Annotated in this window: 12 protein-coding genes; 8 read left to right on the forward strand and 4 right to left on the reverse strand. The window is 70.7% G+C overall.

Annotated elements, in window-relative coordinates; translation table 11 throughout:
• Nucleotides 1-2: 2 nt before the first annotated feature.
• On the forward strand, nt 3-2,081 hold the full coding sequence (locus BO221_RS01150) for a hypothetical protein (protein WP_073559386.1): 2,079 nt from the start codon (nt 3-5) through the stop codon (nt 2,079-2,081).
• Between the two features lie 3 nt (nt 2,082-2,084).
• Here the strand turns inward: BO221_RS01150 and BO221_RS01155 are convergent, their stop codons facing one another.
• On the reverse strand, nt 2,085-5,246 hold the full coding sequence (locus BO221_RS01155; protein WP_073558485.1) for an ABC transporter substrate-binding protein: 3,162 nt from the start codon (nt 5,244-5,246) through the stop codon (nt 2,085-2,087).
• A 67-nt stretch (nt 5,247-5,313) separates the two neighbouring features.
• On the opposite strand from BO221_RS01155, the gene BO221_RS01160 reads away from it, so the two are divergent.
• The gene (locus BO221_RS01160; protein ID WP_073559387.1) at nt 5,314-6,333 is read left to right on the forward strand and encodes a lasso peptide biosynthesis protein; all 1,020 of its coding nucleotides are present in this window, start codon (nt 5,314-5,316) and stop codon (nt 6,331-6,333) included.
• A 2-nt stretch (nt 6,334-6,335) separates the two neighbouring features.
• On the opposite strand, the gene BO221_RS01165 is transcribed toward BO221_RS01160, so the two are convergent.
• Complete coding sequence (locus tag BO221_RS01165) at nt 6,336-7,361, reverse strand: arginine N-succinyltransferase (protein ID WP_073558486.1); 1,026 nt, start codon at nt 7,359-7,361, stop codon at nt 6,336-6,338.
• A 310-nt stretch (nt 7,362-7,671) separates the two neighbouring features.
• On the opposite strand from BO221_RS01165, the gene BO221_RS01170 reads away from it, so the two are divergent.
• Complete coding sequence (locus BO221_RS01170) at nt 7,672-8,601, forward strand: heparin lyase I family protein (protein WP_073558487.1); 930 nt, start codon at nt 7,672-7,674, stop codon at nt 8,599-8,601.
• A 300-nt stretch (nt 8,602-8,901) separates the two neighbouring features.
• Complete coding sequence (locus BO221_RS01175) at nt 8,902-10,419, forward strand: pyridoxal-dependent decarboxylase (RefSeq protein WP_073558488.1); 1,518 nt, start codon at nt 8,902-8,904, stop codon at nt 10,417-10,419.
• A 14-nt stretch (nt 10,420-10,433) separates the two neighbouring features.
• Here BO221_RS01175 and BO221_RS01180 read toward each other — a convergent pair whose 3' ends face one another.
• Nucleotides 10,434-10,736 carry a hypothetical protein gene (locus BO221_RS01180; RefSeq protein ID WP_143195202.1) on the reverse strand — a complete coding sequence of 101 codons (303 nt, stop codon included), beginning with the start codon at nt 10,734-10,736 and terminating at the stop codon, nt 10,434-10,436.
• Nucleotides 10,737-10,925: 189 nt separating this feature from the next.
• Here BO221_RS01180 and mug point away from each other — a divergent pair, with 189 nt between their 5' ends.
• Together mug and BO221_RS01190 are read left to right on the forward strand one after the other, a co-directional pair.
• On the forward strand, nt 10,926-11,432 hold the full coding sequence (gene mug / locus BO221_RS01185) for a G/U mismatch-specific DNA glycosylase (RefSeq protein WP_073558490.1): 507 nt from the start codon (nt 10,926-10,928) through the stop codon (nt 11,430-11,432).
• An 87-nt stretch (nt 11,433-11,519) separates the two neighbouring features.
• A complete protein-coding gene (locus BO221_RS01190) occupies nt 11,520-12,800 on the forward strand; it encodes a TIGR04013 family B12-binding domain/radical SAM domain-containing protein (protein ID WP_073558491.1) in 1,281 nt (426 codons plus the stop codon).
• 112 nt (nt 12,801-12,912) lie between these two features.
• Here BO221_RS01190 and BO221_RS01195 read toward each other — a convergent pair whose 3' ends face one another.
• Nucleotides 12,913-16,689, reverse strand: coding sequence for a chitobiase/beta-hexosaminidase C-terminal domain-containing protein (locus BO221_RS01195; protein ID WP_073558492.1), 3,777 nt, complete (start codon nt 16,687-16,689; stop codon nt 12,913-12,915).
• A 212-nt stretch (nt 16,690-16,901) separates the two neighbouring features.
• Here BO221_RS01195 and BO221_RS01200 point away from each other — a divergent pair, with 212 nt between their 5' ends.
• Complete coding sequence (locus tag BO221_RS01200) at nt 16,902-18,158, forward strand: DNA repair exonuclease (RefSeq protein WP_073558493.1); 1,257 nt, start codon at nt 16,902-16,904, stop codon at nt 18,156-18,158.
• Nucleotides 18,155-21,373 (forward strand): AAA family ATPase, encoded by a 3,219-nt coding sequence (locus BO221_RS01205; RefSeq protein WP_143195203.1) that lies wholly within the window; start codon nt 18,155-18,157, stop codon nt 21,371-21,373. Before BO221_RS01200 ends, BO221_RS01205 begins: the two co-directional genes overlap by 4 nt.
• Nucleotides 21,374-21,380 lie beyond the last annotated feature (7 nt).

Raw genomic sequence — 21,380 nt, forward strand, 5'->3', positions numbered from 1 at the left:
TCATGCTCCGCTCCCATCCCGGGTTGTTGCTTCTAGTGGCAGTCGTGCTCGCTGGCGGTTGCCGGTGTGACGAGCCGCCCGTGGGCGGTACTCGCGGAGACTTCGACGTGGAGGCGCGGGTGCTCGACTTCGGCCGGGTACTCGAGGGCGACACGGCGCGCCGCTCCGTGACGGTGGTGGGCACCGGCCGCGCCAGCGTCATCGTCTCCGCCTCGGTGCGCGGTGGCCCCTTCTCCCTGGCCGAGACCGAGGTGTCCGTCCCGGGTGCCAGCTCCGTGGCGCTGGAGGTGCTCTTCCCGGCGGGCAATGGTCCAGCCGAGGCCACGCTGGTGCTGTCCTCCGGAGGGCGCTCGGTGGAGGTCGCCCTGCGAGGCCAGGGCGTGCGGCCGTTGGTGTGCGTGCCCTCTGCGCCGTGCCGCCAGTCACGCTTCGAGCTGGAGCCGGGCGTGTGCGTGGAGTCGGACTCTCCGGACGGGGCGGCATGCATCCCCGGCAGCCGGTGTCAGGAGAACGGCCGTTGTCAGGCCGGAGCCTGCGTGGGCTCGCCGCGCACGTGTGACGATGGCAACCCCTGCACCCGGGATGCGTGCTCACCGGAGCAGGGATGCATCACCTCGCCCGTGGTCTGTCCCTCGTCGGGCAATCCCTGCCGCGTGGGCCTGTGTGACCGCGAGCAGGGGTGCACCGAGGTGGATGCCCGCGATCTCTCCGTTTGCGGCAAGGTGGACTGTGTCACCGCCCAGCTGTGCTTCTCCGGCACCTGTCGCGAGGTCCCCACGCCCGAGGGGCTCCTCTGCTCGCCCGCAACGCCCTGTCAGGGGGAGGGCCACTGCCAGTCCGGCGAGTGCGTGCGTCCGGACGTGACGGAGCTCGTGCCCGCCTTCGCCCAGGAGCTCGGCGGCGAGCCTTCGTTCACTCCCGGTGGGCCGGTGCTGCTCTCGCAAGGGGAGTCCCTCTTCGCGTCGGTGTGCGGCGGCGATGCCGGCTGCCGGTTGGTGTCCTATACGAGCGAGGGCTTCCTGCGCTTCGAGACGCCCTATCCGGAGGGCTCGGCGCGCACGCTGCTCGGCGTCTCGGACGCGGGCGTCGTGCTGCACGAGCCGGGAGCGCTCGAGTCCTATGCCTCTTCGGTGACGGGTGCTCCCCAGTGGCGCGTTCCCCTCACGAGTCTCGAAGCGCCTCCGGAAGCAGGGGGACCCTCCACCGGGGTGGGGCGCGTCGCGCTCGGACCCGAGGGGAACGTGGTGTCGCTCGTGTCGTGGGCGGGTGGAAGTTCGGCGCTGGTGGTGCTCACCCCGGACGGCGGTGTGTTGCGTCAGGGCACCCTGGATGGTTTCGCGGAAGAGGCCCGGGTGGCGCTGGACTCGCGCGGAGAGGTGTTCCTCTTCGCCGCGGGAGGGCCCCTGGTTCGCGCCGAGCCAGAAGACGGAGGCACGGGCTTCCGGTCCATCCCGTTGCTCGAGGAGGTGCCGGAGTCGGGGGCCTCGCTGGCCGTGGCGGGGGACTGGCTCTTCGCGGGGGCGCGGGCCTTCGTGGGCGTGGATGGGGGGACGCCCTCCGCGGCGCGGTGGGACGTTGGCGCCCCGGGTGTCCGGCCGCTCGACGAGCCCGTGCTGCTGCTGGAAGACACCGGTTACGCCTTCGCCCGGACCTGTTCGCGCACCGACGGCACGGCCTGCGTTCCGGAGGAGGAGGGAGTGCTGCTGCGCGCGTTCGACGCGCGGGGTGGTGCGGTCCGCTGGGAGGTGCCCCTCTTCCCGGACGAGGCTCCCGGGGTGCTGCATGAGGCCGCGCTCGTCCAGGGCGGTGGGGTGAGCACCGTGACGAGCATGCGGCTCGGAGGCGTGACGCGGGCCCACCTCCAGGTCTTCGCGGAGGGCGAGCAGCTGATGATGTGCCCGCTGCCCGGCAATCCCCGTGTGGTGGGAGCCCTCTACGCGGGGCACTCCGTCTACGTCGCCCTCGAGCGAGAGGGCTCCTGGCGGCTGGAGGCGTTCGACCTCGAGCCGTTCATCACGGCGGAGACGCGCGGTTGGCCCCAGGCGTCCGGCGTCTCCGGTTCGCGGCGCGCGAGCCCCTGAGTCTCAGCTCCTCCGCTCCAGCGGCTGCTCCTGCTTCTCCAGCCACAGGTCCTCGAAGCGCACCTGCGGAGGGGTCTGGTGCAGCCGCAGTCCCTGCACGCTCCCGCTCGCCGCCGCGTACACACGGTGATGGAAGATGGGGATGATGGGGCACTCGTCGTAGGCGATCTTCTCCGCGAGCCGGTAGAGCTGCTTGCGCCGCTCCGGGTCGATGGTGGTGCGTGCCTCCACCGTCAACGCGTCGAACTCCGCGTTGCGGTAGCCCATCGAGTAGACGGTCTGCGCCTTCGAATTGAGGTGGAAGTGGAGGAAGTTGTCCGGGTCGGGATAGTCGGCGATCCATCCCACCCGGAAGGCGGGCAGCCGTCCCTCGCGCCGCCGCTCCGCGAATTCCTCCGCGCGCAGCTCCACGTGTTTGAGCTCCAGCAGCCCCGCCTCGATCAGCGGGCGGAAGAGCACGGCGTCCTCGGCTGACGTGTCGCGTCCCTTCGCGAAGTAGAGCGTCAGCGGTAGCACCCGGATACCGGCCTCGCGCAGCAGCCGCTCGGCCAGGGGGATGTCCAGCCGTGGCTCGGGCAGCAGGCCCTCGTCATCCAGCAGCTCCGGCGGCGCCACCGTGCGGGCGATGCGCGCTCCCTTGTGGAAGCGCTCCACCAGCCCCTGGAAGTCCATTCCCGCCCGGAGCGCCTTGCGCACCCGCACGTCGTTGTATGGCGCCTCGCGCAGGTTGAAGCCGAGGAACGACGTGGACGGCGTGGTGCTGGTGACTACCTGCTGCCCGTCCAGCTCCAGCGCTCCCACGTGCATGGAGAACAGGTGCGAGACGATGTCCACCTTGTCCTCCTGCAGGGCCAATACGGCCTGCTCGCGCGAGTCCACCAGATGGAACTCGAGCCTGTCCAACAGCGGCTGCCCCTTGCGCCAGTAGGTGGGGTTGCGCTCGAGCACGATGCGCTCCTGCCCGAACTCCACCTGCCGGTAGGGGCCCGTACCGAGCACCCGCCCGCTCGCGCTCACCCGGCCCACCGCCGTGCGCGGCAGCGCCATCAGTTGCAGGAAGAAGGCCTTGGGCTCCTCCAGCCGGATCTCCAGCGTCTGGTCATCCAGCACCTCGATGCCCGTCACCTCGCGCGCCATGCCCGACGCGAAGGCCCGGGCACCCTCCACGTCCTCCAGCAGTCCACGGTCCGGCGACTTCACCGCCGGGTCCAACAGCCGCTCGAAGTGGCGCTTCACGTCACGCGCCGTCAACGGCATCCCGTCATGGAAGGTGACGCCCTGGCGCAGGTAGAAGCGGTAGCGGCGCGCCGAGGGGTCCGCTTCCCAGCGCTCGGCCAGGTCCGGCACGAGCACGCCGTCATCCAGCCGCAACAGGTTGGCGAAGACGCAGCAGCTCATCTCCAGCAACTGGTTGTCCACGGCGAAGAGCGGATCCAACCCGCCCAGCGCCCGGACGAAGGCCGTCTGGTGGATGCCCGCGCGCACCGTGCCTCCCGCGTGGGGGGCCGGAAGCCGGAAGCGGAACACCTCGCCATCCAGGCTGGCCGCCTCGTGCGCCAGCTGCTCCACCGTGCGGCTCAGCCCGTCGCCAATGCGGATGACCTGCAGGGCGTCCTCACGCACCCGCGCCACTTCCTCGCCGATGGCCGCGTCCCCGCGCATCAACACGCCGTGCGCCGCGCGGATCTCCTCGATGGCCGTGCTCAACCGCACCACCGCGCCGGAAAGGTCCCTGCCCGTGCGCGCCTGGCCCTCCGCCTTCTGCGAGGCCTCCTGCGCCAGCTTGGCCATCTGCTGCGTCTGGTGCACCAGCTCGCGTCCGTGCCCCGCCTGCTCCATGGCGGCCCGGGTCACGTCGTCCACGCGCCGCGCCACCCGGTGGCTGGCCTCCACCACCGTGGAGCCTTGCGCCTCCAGCCGCTTCGTCTCGGCCTGCATCGCCTCCACCGCGGAGAAGGTGCGCTGGGTGATGGTGCGGATCTCCATCAACGCCTCGGCCGCCCGGTCTCCCAACTGCACGCCCGTGCTGGCCTGCTCGCGGCCCTCCTTCACCAGCGACACCGTCGTGTTCACCTCCCGGCGGATGCCGCCCACCATGGTGGCGATCTCCCGCGTGGAGCGCGCGGTGCGCTCGGCCAGGCTGCGGATTTCATCGGCCACCACGCCGAAGGGACGGCCCTGTTCACCGGCCTGGGCGGCGATGATGGCGGCGTTGAGCGCCAGCAGGTTCGTCTGGTCCGCGATCTCCTGGATGACGTCCACGATGCGGCCGATCTGCGTGGAACGGACGCCCAGCGAGTCCACGAGCTCGGCGGCCTTGCGGACCGTCTCCTCCACCCGGTACATGCCCTGGACGCAGTCGTTGACGAGCACCTCGCCGCGCTCGGCGGTGGCCGTCACGGCGTGGGCCAGCTGGTTGGTCTCCGAGGCCCGRTGGCGCACGGCGTCGATGCCGGTGTGCACCACCTGGACGAAGGCCTCSGCCTCGCTGGCGAARCGCSCCAGCTCGTCACCCGAGGAGGCGATGTGGTGCAGCCGCTCGCTCATGGCCTGCACCTGCTGCGTGGTGCGGTGCGAGAACTCGTCCAGGGAGAGCAGCGCCTCGGCCACCTGCCCGAGCCGCTCGGTCATCTCCACCAGCGAGCTGTTCGTCTCCTGGGCGAAGGTCTCCAGCTGGGCCACGCGCTTGCCCGCGGCCTGGAGGCTCTGGCCCATGCTGTTCACCGACTCCTGCGAGCGCTCCACCGCTCCACCCTGACGGCGCGCGGCCTCCAGCAGCACCCGGACCTCCTCGGACACGCCCTGGCAGGTGCGGCGCACGTTGCTCGTCACCCGCTGCACCTGGCTGAGCGCGCGGCGCAGCGAGAAGAGGAGCCGGCGGACCTCGCGCTGATCCTCCACGCCGCTGTAGGCGTTGTTGGTGAGGTCACCCTCGGCCAGCCGGGTGAGCAGCTGACTGCGCTGCGCGGCACGCTCGCCGGCCCACCTGTACCAGAACAGGTAGCTCGCCGTGAGCAGCAGCGGCGGGGTGCCCAGCAGCAGCACGGCCCAGCCGCCCGCGTCCAGGGGGTGGCTGGTGAAGAGCCCGAGGAGGGTGCCCTGGCCGACGGCGAGCGTGAGCCCCCCGACGACCATGAAGGTGAAGAGGTACTTTTTGGCGACCATGGGTGAACGGAGTCCCAACGTATCGTGCATTCTCGCCGGGGTCCTCAAATCGGCGCAGACTGGGGGGGTGCTTCCGCTCGTTTCCGCTCTCCTGCTCGCCCTGCCAGCGGGGGGCGCTTCGCCGCCTCCTCCCCAGGAGACCACCCGTTTCGTCTTCGCCTGGAAGGGTGTGCCGGTGGGCACCGTCACCCTCTCCCTCGCCCCCGAGGTGAGGCGCTTCACCTATACCTCGCGCCACCTGCATACCCGGGAAGCGCACGTGGGCGAGCGGGTGAGGGAGGTCTCCCTGGAGGTGGGGCCGGGGGAGACGGTGGTGGGGCGCGCGAGCATCCCGCAGGCGCTGTGGCTGTGGCGGGGTCCCCGTGCTCCCGGCTGCGTGACGGGGCGGGAGGAGCTGTCCGGCCGCGAGGGGCCGCACTGCGTCACCGCCGTGCGGGGAGACACGGTGGAAGGGACGATGTTCGGCCAGCCCTTCACCGCGCGCTACGACGAGCGGGGGCGGATGGCGGCCTTGGAGGTCGGGGAATCGCGCTTCACCGTGGTGGCACCGGGCGTGCGGCTGAGGCCGCCACCGGAGCTCTTCGCGGCGGGCGTGCCCGTGGAGGGGACGTCGGGTCCGCTCGCCTTCTCCCCTGCCTGGCCTCTCGTGGTGCGGCCGGGCTGGCTGACGGACTGGCGGGCCGGAGAGGCGCGGGCGCTCGCGGAGTCGGTGCACGCGGCCTTTCCGGAGAAGGGCCCGGGGGCGGCGGACTGGAGCGAGCGGGGCGAGGGCGAGGCGGGCGGGTGTCTGGCCCATGCGCTGCGCTTCGCGGCCCTCGCGGCGCGGCGGGGACAGCGGGTGGCGCTGGTGCACGGGCTGCTCGTCGTGGACGGAGGACCGGGCCGGCCCCATGCCTGGGTGCGCGTGGGGCTCGCTGGAGGCGGCACGTTGGATCTGGATCCCACCTCGTTGGATTCCGTCACCTGGGAGACGCACCTGCCGCTCGCGGTGACCGAGCCAGGGGGCTCCTCGGTGGAGGCCGGGGAGCGGTGGTTGGCGCTGCTGCGTGGCGAGCGCCGCGTGGTGCGTCAGTCCCTGGCGCGCTGAGGTCAGTCGAAGGGAATCACGGACAGCTTCGCGCCCGCCGGGACCTCCAGCAGTTCCTTGGCCTTCGCCGGCAGGTAGGCGTTCTTGTCGTCCAGGCGCGCCGTGGTGCGCACCGCGCGGAAGCGGTTGCGCCCCGACTCGCGCTCATAGGACACGAGCACGTCGTCGCCCTCCATGTCGAAGTCCTGATCGGCCAGCTTCAGGGAGCGGTAGCGGCGCACCAGGGTGATGTCCGACAGGTTGGCCTCGAAGTGCGGGCCGCCGTCGAAGGGATCGATTCGCTCCACGTAGCGGAAGCCCACGCGCTCCAGCATCCGCTGCACGCCCTTGGTATTGGGACCCACCTCGCCGAGCACCTTCTGCACGCGCTCGGGGAAGAGCGACGCGTAGATGTCCGAGTTGGGGAAGAGTTCCTTGATGAACTCCTTGTTCTGCCGGCTGAGGCGATCCGCCTCGTGGTAGGTGAGGCCGGTGAACTTCCTGCCGCACGCCTCCCACAAGAGGCTGCGTCCGTCTGGCAACAGCGGCGGCAGCAGCTCGGCGAGCACCTTGGGGCGGAAGAGCCGCTTGTGCATGGCCATGAAGAGGAAGCGCACGTAGGACAGCTGCTTGCCGGGCTTGTCCGGGGTGGCGCGGTAGGGCGGGTCCACCACCAGGCCGCCGATCTCCGTGGGGCCCTCGTAGTTGTAGCCGATGGACAGCACCTTGTGCCGGAAGTGCCGGCCGATGGTGGCCGAGTAGTGCTCGCGCTCGGAGACGTCGTAGTAGGTGTGCGGTGCCTCGTAGGTGCCGTGCTGCGCGATGATCATCGACGTGCCGATGATGAGCTCGTTGCGCACGTCCTCCAGGACGAAGAGGTACTCGCGCTCGAAGGGATTCTTCACCTTGCCCGCGAAGCTCTTCACGGACTTGTCGATGATGGCGGTGAGCGTCTCCTCGTTGTTGGGCAGGTTGACGGTGTTGAGCACCGCGGCGAGCCGCTTCAGGCCGGGCAGGTCGGTCTTCTGGACATCGCGCAGGACGAGCATGGGAGCACCCGGAGCTCCCCTCGCACGGGGAGACCGCAGAAGGGGGGCACCTTACACCACCCGGGTACTCCGTCAGCCGCTCGTCTGCCCTACCGCTTCGACGCGGCGCGTCGCATGCGTTGCCCGCCTGCCTGGCTGTCCGGTTCAGCTAATCCCATCCATCTCTGGAAATGCCTGTCCCCGAGGGACAATCGCTCCTTTGCTTGCCTGTAGTGCTGTCAAGGCAAAAGAAATAACAGCCGCTTGAAATAAAGGAGGAACGTGGGAGCGTGGCCCTTGCCGTTGGGTGTCAAACATTAGCGAGGGCGCCTTGAGAGCACTGCTGGTTTCACTGCTCGCCATCCTGATGCCGGGGCCGGCGTGGGCCGACGTCGTGTGGCGGGGGGACTTCGAGACGGGCAACAGTTCCCAGTACACGCGTGCCCAGCAGGTGAGCGCGGATCGGCTCCAGGTGGTGCAGTCGCCGGTGTTCCAGGGGCGCTACGCGCTCCAGGCCACGGTGAGGCAGGGGGATGACCCCATCAACTCGAGCGGCAACCGCAACGAGCTCGTCTACCAGGGTTACGAGAAGGAGGGCTCAGAGTACTACTACCGCTGGCAGGTGCTGTTCCCGCGGGACTACCCGAGCGCGAAGACGTGGCAGGTCTTCACCCAGTGGCACCACAATGGGTGCTGCGGCTCGCCGCCGGTGGAGTTCTTCGTGTACGGCGAGGAGCTCCGGCTGACGCTCACGAACAGCGTGACGCCGTGGAAGACGGCGCTGGTGCGCGGGCAGTGGCAGGACTTCATCTTCCACGTGAAGTGGTCGTCGGATCCCTCCGTGGGCTTCGTCGAGCTGTGGCACAACGGCCAGCGCGTGCTGTCGCGGTACGCATACGCGACGATGTACCCGGGTGATGGAATCTACCTGAAGCTGGGCCTGTACCGCAGCGACACCGTGCAGCCGGTGGGCGTCGTGTACCACGACGGTTTCACGCAGGGGACGCGGCTGGAGGATGTGCTGCCACCAGTGTCCCAGCCCACGCCGGACGCGGGCACGCCGGCGCCGGACGCGGGCACTCCGCCGGATGGGGAAACGCCGCCCATCGTGCCCAGCTCTCCGCTGCCGGATACGGGGGCCACCCCACCGACGTTCGAGGGGGCACCACTGCAGGTGGGTTGCTCGAGCACGAGCGGGCCCCTGTGGGTGATGGCGTTGCTGGGACTCGGGGGCCTGTTGCATCGCACCCGGCGCCGCTGAGCAGGTCCGCGAAAGTGTGCCGCTGGGAGCATGCGCTGGAGCATGCGCTGATCCGCGGCCATATCCCCTCGCCCTCCGGGAGAGGGACGGGGTGAGGGTTTCGGATGTAATCAGGTTGTCCCCTCGCACTGTCTTCCACTCGGGGACGCCATTGGGACCCGCGGGTCAGGAGAACGGGCTCGGGCACCCTCACCCCGTCCCTCTCCCGAGGGGAGAGGGGTGTTGGGCGCGTTGCCACTCGGTGCTACCCGTGCCCGGTGTGCCGTCGTATGAGAGGCCACCCCCGAGAGGAGAGCCGAGATGAGCGACGCGCGTGAAGGGGCGGTGCCCCACCTGAGCCCCGAGGAGTTCCGGAGACTGGGCCATCGGATGGTGGATTGGATCGCCGACTACTGGTCCCGGCTGGAGTCCTTCCCGGTACGCGCGGTGGTGGCTCCGGGCGATGTCATGGCAAAGCTCCCCGCGCACCCGCCCGAGGAGGGGCTCGGCGGAGACGCGGGCTGGGAGGCCATCTTCAAGGACCTGGAGGACGTGGTGCTGCCCGGGCTCACCCACTGGCAGTCGCCGTCCTTCTTCGCCTACTTCCCCGCCAACGCCTCGGGGCCGGCGGTGCTCGGCGAGCTGCTGTCCGCGGGCCTGGGGGTGCAGGGCATGCTCTGGTCCACCAGCCCCGCCGCCACCGAGATGGAGACGCGCGTGCTCGACTGGCTGGCCGAGCTGACGGGGCTGCCGGCCTCCTTCCGTTCGGACTCGGGCACGGGCGGCGGCGTCATCCAGGGCACCGCCAGCGAGGCCTCCCTGGTGGCCATGGTCGCCGCGCGCGAGCGGGTGCGGCGCGAGCTCGGCCGGGAGGTGGAGCTGGTGGCCTATACCTCCACGCAGGCGCACTCGTCCGTGTTGAAGGCGGCCATGCTGTGCGGCGTGGCGCGTGGCGTGTCGGACGGCGTGCACCTGCGCCAGCTCGGCACGGACGGTGCGTACGCCCTGCGCCCGGAGGACCTGGAGCGGGCCATCCGCGAGGACCTGGCCGCGGGCCGCCAGCCCTTCTTCGTGTGCGCGTCGCTGGGCACCACCTCCTCGGGCGCCATGGATCCGGTGCGCGCCATCGCCCAGGTGCTGGAGCGCACGGGAGTCACCGCGGCGGGCGGCTGGCTGCACGTGGACGCGGCGTGGGCGGGCTCGGCGCTCGTCTGCCCCGAGCACCGGGGAATGCTGGAGGGCCTGGCGGCCGTGGACTCCTTCGCCTTCAACCCGCACAAGTGGCTGCTCACCAACTTCGACTGCAACGCCTTCTACACGCGCGAGCGCAAGGCCCTGCTGGAAGCGCTGAGCGTCATGCCCGAGTACCTGCGCAACGCGGCCACCGCGAGCGGCGCGGTCATCGACTACCGGGACTGGCAGGTGCCGCTCGGCCGCCGCTTCCGGGCGCTGAAGCTGTGGTTCGTGCTGCGCCACTATGGAGCCAGGGGGCTGCGGGCCTACATCCGCGAGCACGTGCGGCAGGCGGAGCGGTTCGCCTCCTGGGTCCAGGCGGACGAGCGCTTCGAGCTGGCCACGCCGCGCTCGCTGGCCCTGGTGTGCTTCCGGTTGCGGCCGGCGCCCGGCGAGGAGCCCGCGGCCACGGATGCGCGCAACCGCCAGTTGCTGGAGCGGTTGAACGCGAGCGGCAAGGCCTTCCTCACCCACACGGTGCTGCCCGGGGTGGACGGCGCGCCGGCGCGCTACGTGCTGCGCATGGCCATCGGCGCCCCGCGCACCGAGGAGCGCCACGTGCGCGCGGTGTGGGAGCAGCTCGCGGCGCTCGCGAAGGGCGCGTGATGCCTGGTTCGTGACTATTGGTTGATGAGCGGCTGCAGCACGCCGAGCCGCTCGAAGTCCTGGCTCAGGGCCGCGCGCACCGCGTCGAGGATGGCCTCGTCGGAGAAGTCCTTCACGAGGAGCATCCGGGGGGCGACGAAGCAGAGCGCCGTGCCGAGCTGGCGCCGCAGGTGCTCGAGCGTGAAGAGGGTGAGGCCGAAGCGCCGGCCGTCCCGCAGGCGGACCACGACGTCCAGACTGTCGCTCTGGGGCGAGGCGAGCTCGTTGGCGACCAACACGGAGGCGATGGGCCCGTGCGTCATATCGAGGGAGCGCATGGCTCAAAGACTGTAGCCGCCCGCCGGGCAGGGGAGGGGGCCTGGGGGGAGGGCTCCCGTCCACCGGTGCACCATTCGAAGGGGATGCCAGGGCGGGGGAGACGGTATAGGTTCACCTCACGGGAGGAACGTCTGAAGTCACCTCGCAGGCCCACGAAGGACGAGCTGCTCGCCGCGGTGGGGCGCCACATGCCGGACCTCATCGCGCCCGGGCTGAAGATCCTCTTCTGTGGCATCAACCCCAGCGTGTACTCGGCCGTGGTGGGCCACCACTTCGCGCGGCCGGGCAACCGCTTCTGGCCGGCGCTGCATGCCTCGGGCTTCACGGACCGGCTGCTGGCGCCCTCCGAGCAGGAGGCGTTGCTCACGCTCGGTTATGGCATCACCAACGTGGTGGACCGGGCCACCGTGTCCGCGGACGTGCTGACGGCGGAGGAGCTCGCCGCGGGCGGGAGGCAGCTGGAGGCGAAGGTGCGGCGTTACCGTCCCCGGTGCGTGGCGGTGTTGGGAATTGGCGCCTGGCGCACGGCCTTCGGACACTCCCGGGCCTCGCTGGGGGCCCAGCCGTGGACGTTGGGTGGCACGCGCGTCTGGGTGCTCCCCAACCCGAGCGGGTTGAATGCGCACTACCGGCCCGTGGACCTGGCACGGCTGTTCCGCGAGCTGCGGCTGGCCGTGGAGAGCGTCGGCACGTAGCGACGCGGCCTCCGGCATGGCCGGACGTCCCAGGGACGGGCGGACGGCCCATTTGACAAGGGGGGGCCGTGTTGGTTTTCAGGGGAGATGGCGTCGAAGAACAAGGTCGCGCTGGTGCTGAGCTACCAGTACCCGGGCAAGTACGCGCTCACCGTGCTGGCGGGGGCGGTGGAGGCGGATGCGGTGGGACAGGACGTGGCCCTGCGTTTCCCGAGAGACAGGGAGACGCTGCTGGCCGCGGTGCGCGAGTGCCACGACGCGGGCTACCGGGTGGTGGTGGCGTGGTCGTTCTACTCGGCGAGCTTCCCCGGGGCGGTGGAGGAGCTGGCGTGGCTGCGGGAGCGGCTGGAGGGCCGCGAGGTGCTGTGCATCGCGGGTGGGGTGCACGCCACGGCGGAGACGGAGCAGACGCTGCGGGGAGGCTTCGACCTGGTGGGGGTGGGCGAGGGCGAGCCCGTGCTGCTGGAGCTGCTCGGCCGGCTGGTGCGGGGCGAGGACCCGAGGCAGACGCGGGGAATGTCGAGGCTGGTGGACGGGAAGGTGGTGTCGCAGGGGCGAGGGGAGGGCGTGGTGCTGGACACGTACCCGCCATTCGCGGCGAGGCACCGGATGTTCGGGGCCATCGAGATCACGCGGGGCTGCATCTACGCGTGCCGGTTCTGCCAGACGCCGTTCCTGAACAAGGCGAGGTTCCGGCACCGGAGCGTGGAGAACATCGCGCGGTGGACGCGGGTGTTGAGGGAGGCGGGGAAGCGGGACGTGCGCTTCATCACGCCGACGTCCATGTCCTACGGCACGGCGGACGAGTCGATGAACCTGGAGGCGGTGGAGCGGATGCTGGCGGCGGTGCGCGAGGCGATGAGCCCCGGGGGGCGGGTGTTCTACGGGACGTTCCCCTCGGAGGTGAGGCCGGAGCACGTGACGCCGGAGTCACTGGCGCTGCTCAAGCGCTACGTGGACAACGACAACCTCATCATCGGAGGCCAGTCGGGGAGCGAGCGGATTCTCCAGGCGAGCCGCCGGGGGCACGACGTGGAGACGGTGGTGAGGGCGGCGAGCCTGGCGGTGGAGATGGGCTTCGTGCCGAACGTGGACTTCATCCTCGGGCTGCCGGGAGAGGCGCCGGAGGACGTGAGAGCGACGCTGGAGCTGATGCGGCGGTTGTCGGAGCTGGGGGCGAAGGTGCACGGGCACACGTTCATGCCGCTGCCGGGGACGCCGTACCGGGATGCACCACCGGGCTCGGTGGACGAGGAGACCCAGAAGGAACTGGATCGGCTGGCGTCCCAGGGCCGGCTCTATGGGCACTGGAAGCAGCAGGTGGCGCTGGCGAACGGAATCGCCGCGAGGCGCCAGCCGAGGCGCTGAGGTGACCCGCGCTGCGCTCCCTCTCCCGCTGGGAGAGGGTTGGGGTGAGGGTCTTCCTCGGGGACGCGGGAGGAGCCGGACTGTCCGGCCCCTCCCACGTGGATGTTACGGACTATGGTGTGTGCGACCCGAACGAGGAGGCACCCACGGCCCAGTCACTGGCCAGGTTGTTGTCCGTCGCGCTGACGCGGCGGACCGTGATGGTCTTGTCGCTCGACGCCCCATTCCAGTCGACGGAGACCTGTCCCGCGGTGGGGGTCGTGCCACCGGTGCAGGGCACACCACCGCAGTTGGCCGGCAGCCACTGCCCCTCGTCCTGGAGCGACTGAAGCTGCCCGAGGAAGTCAGAGGGAGGCGTGCCGCCCGTGCGGTAGAAGGCCGCGCCATCCTGGGTGGCACCCGTGGCGTTGCGCACGCGGATCACGCGCTGGGAATAGCCAATCTCGTTGCCGTTCCCGATGAAGTCCCAGGCGTTGTCGTAGTTGGCGCTGTAGGAGCTCGCGGGGAACTCGCTCTTGCTGGTGGTCTCGGAGGCGGACGCGTCGGCGGGCGCCGTGGTGGGCCTGAGGTGGACGACGATGACGTCACCCGTGGTCACCACGATATTCGGGAAGGTGGCCAGGACGAGGCTCGCGCCCTGCGTCAGGGTGAACTTGTCCACGGAGCCTCCCTTCACCACGAGCAGCTCCACCAGGTCCTTACCGTTCAGGCTACTGGTGGCGCCGGTAATGCCGGGGGCGATCTCGGTGAGCATCAGCTCGGCGGGCGTGATGAACCCGTTGAAGGTGGTGCTGTTGCCCGTCGGCTCGACGCCGCTGTCCCGGGTGTCCTTCACGCTGGAGGCCGCCGTCACCGTGTAGAGCGTACCGGGCACCTGCGTACCGGTGGTGAGTTGCACCTGGCGGTCCGACACGGTAGCGGCCGAGGCCACCAGTCCGTTGTCGAAGGTGAACTGGCTGCCGTTGGCGAGCACGCTGGCCGGATCGAGGGTCCGGTCGAAGTTCACCGTCACGCTCGTGGGGCTGGTCGCCGTGGCACTCGTCACCCGGGGGCCGGGGCACGACAGCACGGTGAGATCGCTGGTGGCCCAGGCGGAGGGTTGGGCCTGGGCGCTGAACCGCCACAGCGGCGCCTGCGTGGTGACGACGCAGTCCGGCGTCAGCTCGTACGCGTCCGCCACCGCGGTGGTCAGGCGCAGCTTGACGTTGCCATCGTTGGCGGGGTTGCCCAGGGTCACGAAGTTCGCCGAGATGTTGCCCGAGCCCGCCGAGGCGAAGGGGCCGGCCACGGTGCCAGTGACAGAGATGAGCTCGCTCTCGTAATCGTCCAGGTTGGTCACGAGATCGACGTTGCTCACCTCGTTGACGAGGGGCTCCACCGGCTCCCTCGTCCTGTAGATCAGCCAGCTTCCGAACTTGGAGATGTAGCTCACCCCGCTCGACAGGGTCTTCGTCTCGGTGGCGCGGAGTCTCAGGCGGTCGCCGACCGTGAGGCCGCTGCCGACGGTCGTGGGATCGACCGCGACGAAGATCGCCGGACCGTTCTTCTCCGACTGGAGGAAGAAGCCCGCGGGATCGGAGCTGGTGCTCCCGGTGACCGGCTTCGTATAGGTGACGAGCGCCCCGTCGATGGGATCGTTGATGGTCCCGTTCCCCCGGGCGCGGACGGTGGCGATCTGCGCCGAGGTATTGGCCGGAGTGGAGATGGTGTAGACCTCGGTATTCGGAGCCTCCGCGTTGTCGGCCTTGTCCACGGAGAAGAACCTCAGCACGACGTAGCCGGACAGGGTGATGGGGCCGGTGTAACGCGTCGAGCTCCGGGTGGGCGTGCTGCCGTCGAGCGTGTAGTAGGTGTCCTCGCACCCGATGCCGCTGCTGTCATCGGTGCAGGACAGGGAGACGCTCTGGTCGGCGGTGAAGTAGATGCTGCCCGGCGGGCTGGCGGTGGTGGTGGGCGCCGTCGTGTCGAGATCGATGACGTACGCCTCGGTCCGCACCGTCTCCTCGTTGCCCGCCGTGTCCACGGAGAAGAACTTCAGCGTGGTGTCGGCGGAGAGGGCGATGGCGCTGGTGTAGCGCGTGGAGCCCGTGGTCGGAGTGCTGCCGTCGAGCGTGTAGTACGTGGCCTCGCACCCGCTGGAGCCGGTGTCGGCGCAGGCCAGGGTGATGTTCTGCCGGGTGCGGTACGTGCCGCCCGCCGGAGTGACCGTGGTGGTGGGCGCGTCCGTGTCGAAGGTGTACACCTCCGTCCGCACGGTGCTCACGTTGCCGGCATTGTCCACCGCCACGAACTTGAGCGTGGTGTCGGCGGAGACGGAGATGGGCGCGGTATAGGTGGCCGAGCCCGTGTCCGGAGTGCTGCCGTCGGTGGTGTAGTGGATGGAGCCGCACCCGCTGCCCGAGGCGTCGTCGGTGCAGGTGAGGGTGACGTCGCGCGCGCTGTTGTAGACGCCGCCAGCGGGGGCCGCGGCGGCCGTGGGCTTCACCGCGTCGATGACGTACGACTCGGTCCGCACGCTCTCCTCGTTGCCCGCCGCGTCCACGGAGAAGAACTTCAGCGTGGTGTTGGCGGAGATGGAGAGGGGGGTGGAGTACGTGCTGGAGGAGCGCGTGGGCGTGCTGCCATCCAGGGTGTAGTACGTGGCGGTGCAACCGCTGCCCGAGCCGTCCTCGCACGTCAGCGTGACGGACTGGGCCTCCTTGTAGGCGCGGCCCGAGGGGATGGCCGTCGTCGTGGGAGCCGCCTCGTCGATGCGGTAGGTCTCGGTGTGGAGGGTGCTCGTGTTACCCACCGAGTTCTCCGCGAAGAACTTGAGGGTGGTGGTGACGGCCACGGAGATGGGCGAGGAGTACGTGGCCGAGCTCGTGGTGGGCGTGCTTCCATCGGTGGTGTAGTAGATGGCGACGCAGGTGCCGCCCGTGGCGCCCGGGTTGCAGTTCAGCGTGACGCTCTGCTCGGTGCGGTAGAGGCCGCCCGCGGGCGTGGCGGACACCGTGGGGATCGACGTGTTGATGACGTAGGCCGCCGCCTGCACGGCTTCCGCGTTGCCCACCGCGTCCACGGAGAAGAACTTCAGCGTGGTGGTGGCGGCGATGGAAATGGCCGCGGTGTAACGGGGCGAGCTCGTGGTGGGCTCGGAGCCGTCGGTGGTGTAGTGCGTGGCCGCGCAGCCGCTGCCCGCGCCGTCGTCGCAGGCCAGGGTGACGCTCTGGGCCTCGTCGTACGTCCCCGCCGCCGGGGTGGCGGTGGTGGTGGGGGCCACGGTGTCGATGATGTAGACCTCCGTCCGCACGGCTTCCGCGTTGCCCACCGCGTCCACGGAGAAGAACTTCAGCGTGGTGTTGGTGGCGATGGAGATGGCCGCGGTGTACTGCGGCGAGCCCGTGGTGGGCTCGGAGCCATCGGTGGTGTAGTACGTGGCCGCGCAGCCGGTGCCCGTGTCGTCGTCGCAGGTCAGCGTGACGCTCTGGGCCGTGTTGTACGTCCCCTCCGCCGTGATGGCCGTGGTGGTGGGCGCCAAGGTATCCACCACGAAGGACTGGGTCTGGACGGTCTCCGCGTTGCCCGACTTGTCCACGGAGAAGAACTTCAGCGTGGTGTTCTGGCTGAGCGCCACCGGAGCCGAGTAGCGCGTCGAGCTCGCGGAGGGCGTGGAGCCATCGGTGGTGTAGTACGTGGCATCGCAGCCGCTGCCCGTGCCGTCCTCGCACAGCAGCGTCACGGAGACGTTCTCCTTGAAGGTTCCTCCGTTGGGCGTGGCCCGGGTCGACGGAGGCGCCGTATCCGGGGTTGGCGGCGGTGGGGTGGGGGTCGGATCACACGCGCTCGCGAACTGGAGCGCGAGCAGAGCCAGGACGAGCCGGCTCGACCAGGAAGCGGTGGAAGGCATCGATACTCCAGTGGCGGATGAGGGAAGCGGGCGAAGCCTTTCACTGGCTGACATTGCGTCGCAAGTTACCGCCCGTACGGGTCCGTGGCCTGACCGTCCCGTGCGCGTGACAACCGGGCGAACTCCTGAAAACCCTCCCCGGGAATCTCCGCCGGGCCGGGAACTCGGGTTTCTGGTGCGCGCTTCCAGGGCGGCTACTGTGCGTGGCCGAGATGCGCTTCAAGTTCGTCCATGCCGCCGATCTACACCTGGATACTCCCTTCCGTGGCGTGCCCGCGGACTCGGGACTGACGGGGACCTTCCAGCAGGCCACCTTCCGGGCCTTCTCGCGCATCGTGGACGTGTGCCTGCGTGAGCACGTGGCCTTCCTGGTGCTCGCGGGGGACCTCTTCGATGCGAAGGACCGCTCGGTGCGTGCGCGGCTGGCGCTGCGGCGCGAGCTGGACCGGCTGCACATGGCCGGCATCCAGACCTTCATCGTGCACGGCAACCATGATCCGCTGAGCGGGGACACGGGCGCGCTCGGGCTGCCGGACTCGGTGAAGGTGTTCGGCGCGGACTGGGAAGAGGTGGAGGTGCGCCGCGAGGGGCGGGTGCTGTGCCGGGTGCAGGGCATCTCCTATCCCGAGGCGGAGCTGCGAGAGAACCTGTCGGCGCGCTTCCGCCGGACGGCGCCGGACTTCACGGTGGGCCTGCTGCACGCGAACCTGGGCGGAGTGGAGGGGCACGCCAACTACGCGCCGTGCACCGTGGAGGACCTGGCCGCGCGGGGCCTGGACTACTGGGCGCTGGGCCACGTGCACACGCGCGCCGAGTACGTGCTCGCGGGAGGCGCGGTGGCCGTGTACCCGGGCAACCCGCAGGGGCGGCACGTGAACGAGCCGGGCGAGCGCGGTTGCATGCTGGTGGAGGTGGAGGAGGGGAGGACGCGGCGCCGCTTCGTCCCGGTGGACCGGGTGCGCTGGCACCGGCTGGAGGTGGGGCTCACGGGGCTCGGTTCGCTGGATGGGCTGGTGGCGGCGGTGACGGAGCAGGTGGACGCGAGCTGCCCGGACGAGCTGGAGGGCCACGCGGTGCGCCTCACGCTCACGGGCCGGGGGCCGCTGCACCGCGAGCTGTCCCGGCCGGAGGCACTCGGCCAGTTGGAAGCGGAGTTGCGCGAGCAGCTCGCTCTGCGCCACCCGCCGGTGCTGCTGGAGTCCCTGCGCGACGCGAGCCGGCCCGAGCTGGACCTCGAGACGGTGCGCCTGGCGGGAGGTTTCTCGGGGACGCTGCTGGCCGAGGCCGAGGCGCTGGTAACGGAGCCGGAGGCGCTGGCGGCGCTGTGGGCGGAGGACGCGGAGCTGCGGGCGCTCGGGCAGCGCTTGCGGCGGTTGGGCGTGGACGCCCTGGAGAGCCCCCGGCCGGAGCTGGTGGAGCAGGCGGGATGGCAGGTGGTGGAGCAGTTGCACGAGGAGGATGTGGCGTGAGCGGGGCCCTGCGCATCGACGTGTTGAAGGTGCACGGCTTCGGCCACTTCTCCGGGTACGAGCTGGAGTTGGGGCCGGGGCTCAACCTGCTGTACGGGCCGAACGAGGCGGGCAAGAGCACGCTGCTCGCGTTCATCCGCGGCATGTTGTTCGGCTTCGAGAAGCGGGGCCGCTCGGAGTCCCGGTACGAGCCGGAGGCGGGGCCCTTCGGGGGAGAGCTGTGGATGCGCTCGGCGGCGGGCCCACTGGGGGTGCGCCGTGTGGCGGACAGGAAGGGCAAGGCGGCGGTGACGGTGTTGAGTCCGGAGGGGCACGAGTTGCTCGCCTCGCGGCTGGACGAGGCGCTGGCGCACGTGTCGCGGGAGCTGTTCTGCGAGGTGTTCGCCTTCAGCCTGGACGAGCTCTCCAGCTTCGAGCAACTGGTGGAGGAGGACGGAGTCTCCCGGGCGCTCTTCGCCGCCGGGCTGCGGGGAGCGCGCCGGCTGCCGGAGGTGGAGAAGCACCTGGAGAAGCGTGCCGGTGAGCTCTTCAAGGTGAGCGGGAAGAATCCCGAGCTCAATCAGGTGCTCCGGCAGTTGGAGGAGGTGCGGGGGAAGCTGGACGGGCTGAAGGACAGGCCGGAGGAGTACTTCAAGGAGCGCGAGCGGCTGGCGTCCCTGGGGCGGGAGCAGGAGGAGGCGGAGGCCCGCCAGGAGCGGATCTCTCGGGAGTTGGGGCGGCTGTCCCGGCTGGAGGCGGCGCTCGGAGACCTGGGAGAACTGGCGAGGCTGAAGGCGGAGCTGGGGGTGCTGCCGGAGCTGTCGGCCTTCCCACCGGGTGGGGAGGCGCGGCTGGAAGAACTGCTCCAGCGGTGGACGAAGGCCCGGGCCGACCAGGACCGTGTGGAGTCGCTGTTGTCCAAGGCGGGCAGCGAGCTGGCCCGGCTGTCGGAGGCCTCGGCGGTGCGGGAACGGGAGGAGGCGCTGCGCCTGGCGTTGGGGGCCTTCGCCGCGAGGGCCGAGCTGTTGCGGGCATTGCCGGGCCGCCGTGCGGCGCTCGAGGCGAGGCGTCGCGAGGTGGAGCAGGCGCTGGGCGGACTGGGGCTGGAGGTGGACGCGGCGGGCCTCCTGGCGTTGGAGCTGGGGGCGGCGGCGCGAGGCTCGCTGGAGTCCCTGGCGGATCGGCTGACGAAGGCGGAGGCGGAGCGGCGCGAGGCGGAGGTGGCGCTCGGGCGGGCCCGTGTGGAGTGCGAGCGCATCGAGGCCTCCCTGGCGCGGTTGCAGGCGGAGCGCACGAAGCTCCCGGACGTGTCCGCGGCGGAACTGCGCCAGAGGCAGGCCGCGCTGAGCCGCTCCCGGTTGCTGCGGGTGGAGCGCGAGCAGGTGGCGGCACAGCGGGCGGAGCTGCAACAGCGGCTCCAGTCCCTGCGAGCCCAGGCCGAGCCGGAGCCTGGAGCGGCACCCGCGCCCTGGCTGGTGCTGATGGGCGCGGGTGTGGCGGTGGCGTGGGTGGGGGTGCTGGCACTCCAGGGCGGAGCGAAGGAAGGGGCCATGGCCCTGCTGGGCGCGCTGCTGCTCATCGTTCCGCTGGTGCTCGGTTACGTGCGCTCGGTGAGGAGCCACCAGGAGACCGTGGAGGCCCACACCGCGCGCCAGCGGCAGCGTGCGCAGGAACTGACGCGGCTGCAGTCGTCGCTGGACACCCTGTCGGGACGGTTGCTGGGGCTGGAGCGGGAGCTGTCGGTGGCCCTGAGCGAGGCGGGCGTGGCCGCGGATGCCTCCACGGCCGGGCTGGCCGGGGCGGAGGCGGCACTGGCGGAGGCACTGCGGCAGGCCGAGCGGGTGGAGCACCTCGGGCGCGAGCGTGAGGCGCGCGAGGCGGAGCGGGACGGGGTGGTGCGCGAGGCGCAGGCGGCGGAGCTGGCGGGACGGAGGGCGGACGCGCGGGTGCGGACGCTCCGGGCGGAGCTGGCCGGGCTGCTGGAGGCGCGGGGTTTTCCCCCGGAGCTCTCTCCGCAGCGGGCGCTGGCACTGTGGCGCGACGTGGCTGATCAGCGGCAGCGGCTGGCGGACCTGGGTGCGGACGAGCGGGCCCTGGCGGCGGACGAAGCCGCCTGTGACACGGTCGTCTCGCGGCTGTTGGAGGAGGCGCGGGCGGCGGGGCTTCCACCCGGACTCGTGGAGGCCGTGGCCGCCCGGGTGTCCTCCGCTCTGGAGGAGTTGAAGAGCCGGGACGCGGAGGCGAGGGCCCTACGGGCGCGCGTGGACGAGTGGGCCGGGGACAGGGCGCGGCTCACGCGGCTTCGGGAAGCCGAGGAACAGACCCTGGCGGCGTTGCTGGCCCGGGGCGGCTGCACCACGGAGGAGACGTTCCGCGAGCGTGCGCGGCAGGCGGAGCACTTCGAGGCGCTCACCCGGCGCGTGCGCGAGCTGACCTGGCGCATCGAGGCGGCCACGGGCCTGGAGGAGCCCGCGGTGCGGGAGGCCATCCTGGCGGCGGGAGGCGAGGAGGAGCTGAAGGAGAAGCTGAGTCAACTGCGGATGCAGGAGCCCGCCTGTGCCGAGCACCTCAAGGTGCTGCACACCGAGTACGGCTCCACGAGGAGTCAGCTCGAGCGCTGGGAGACGGACGAGGAGGTGGCGGCGCTGCGCATCCAGGAGGAGCGGTTGAGGGCGCGGGCGGCGGAGTTGGCGGCGCGGTACGCGAGGGATCGGCTGGCGCTGGCGCTGCTGTCCCGGGCGAGGAGACGCTTCGAGGAGGAGCAGCAGCCGAGGGTCATCCAACTGGCGTCGGAGCACTTCGCGGCGCTCACGGCGGGCCGGTACCGGCGCGTCTTCCTCCCGGCGGGAGGCAAACGCGAGCTCCGGGTGAGTGATGCGCGGAGGGACTGGAGCGCGGAGCAGCTCTCGAGAGGAACGCGGGAGCAGCTCTACCTGGCGTTCCGGCTGGCGGTCATCCAGGACTTCGGGGAGACGCGGGGCGCGTTGCCGCTCATCGTGGACGACATCCTGGTGAACTTCGACCTGGAGCGGACGCGAGGAACGCTGAAGCTGTTGTCCCGCCTCTCGGAGCACCACCAGGTCATCGCCTTCACCTGTCACCCGTGGATGCGCGAGTGCTTCGAGGAGGAGGGGGCGAGGGTGGTGGAGCTGGGGTCCACGAAAGAAGAGACCACGGCCCCGCGGATGGGAACCGTGGTCAATCTCCCCTCTCCCCTCGGGAGAGGGACGGGGTGAGGGTGCC

Source organism: Archangium sp. Cb G35 (genome assembly GCF_001896145.1).
Lineage (GTDB): Bacteria > Myxococcota > Myxococcia > Myxococcales > Myxococcaceae > Archangium > Archangium violaceum.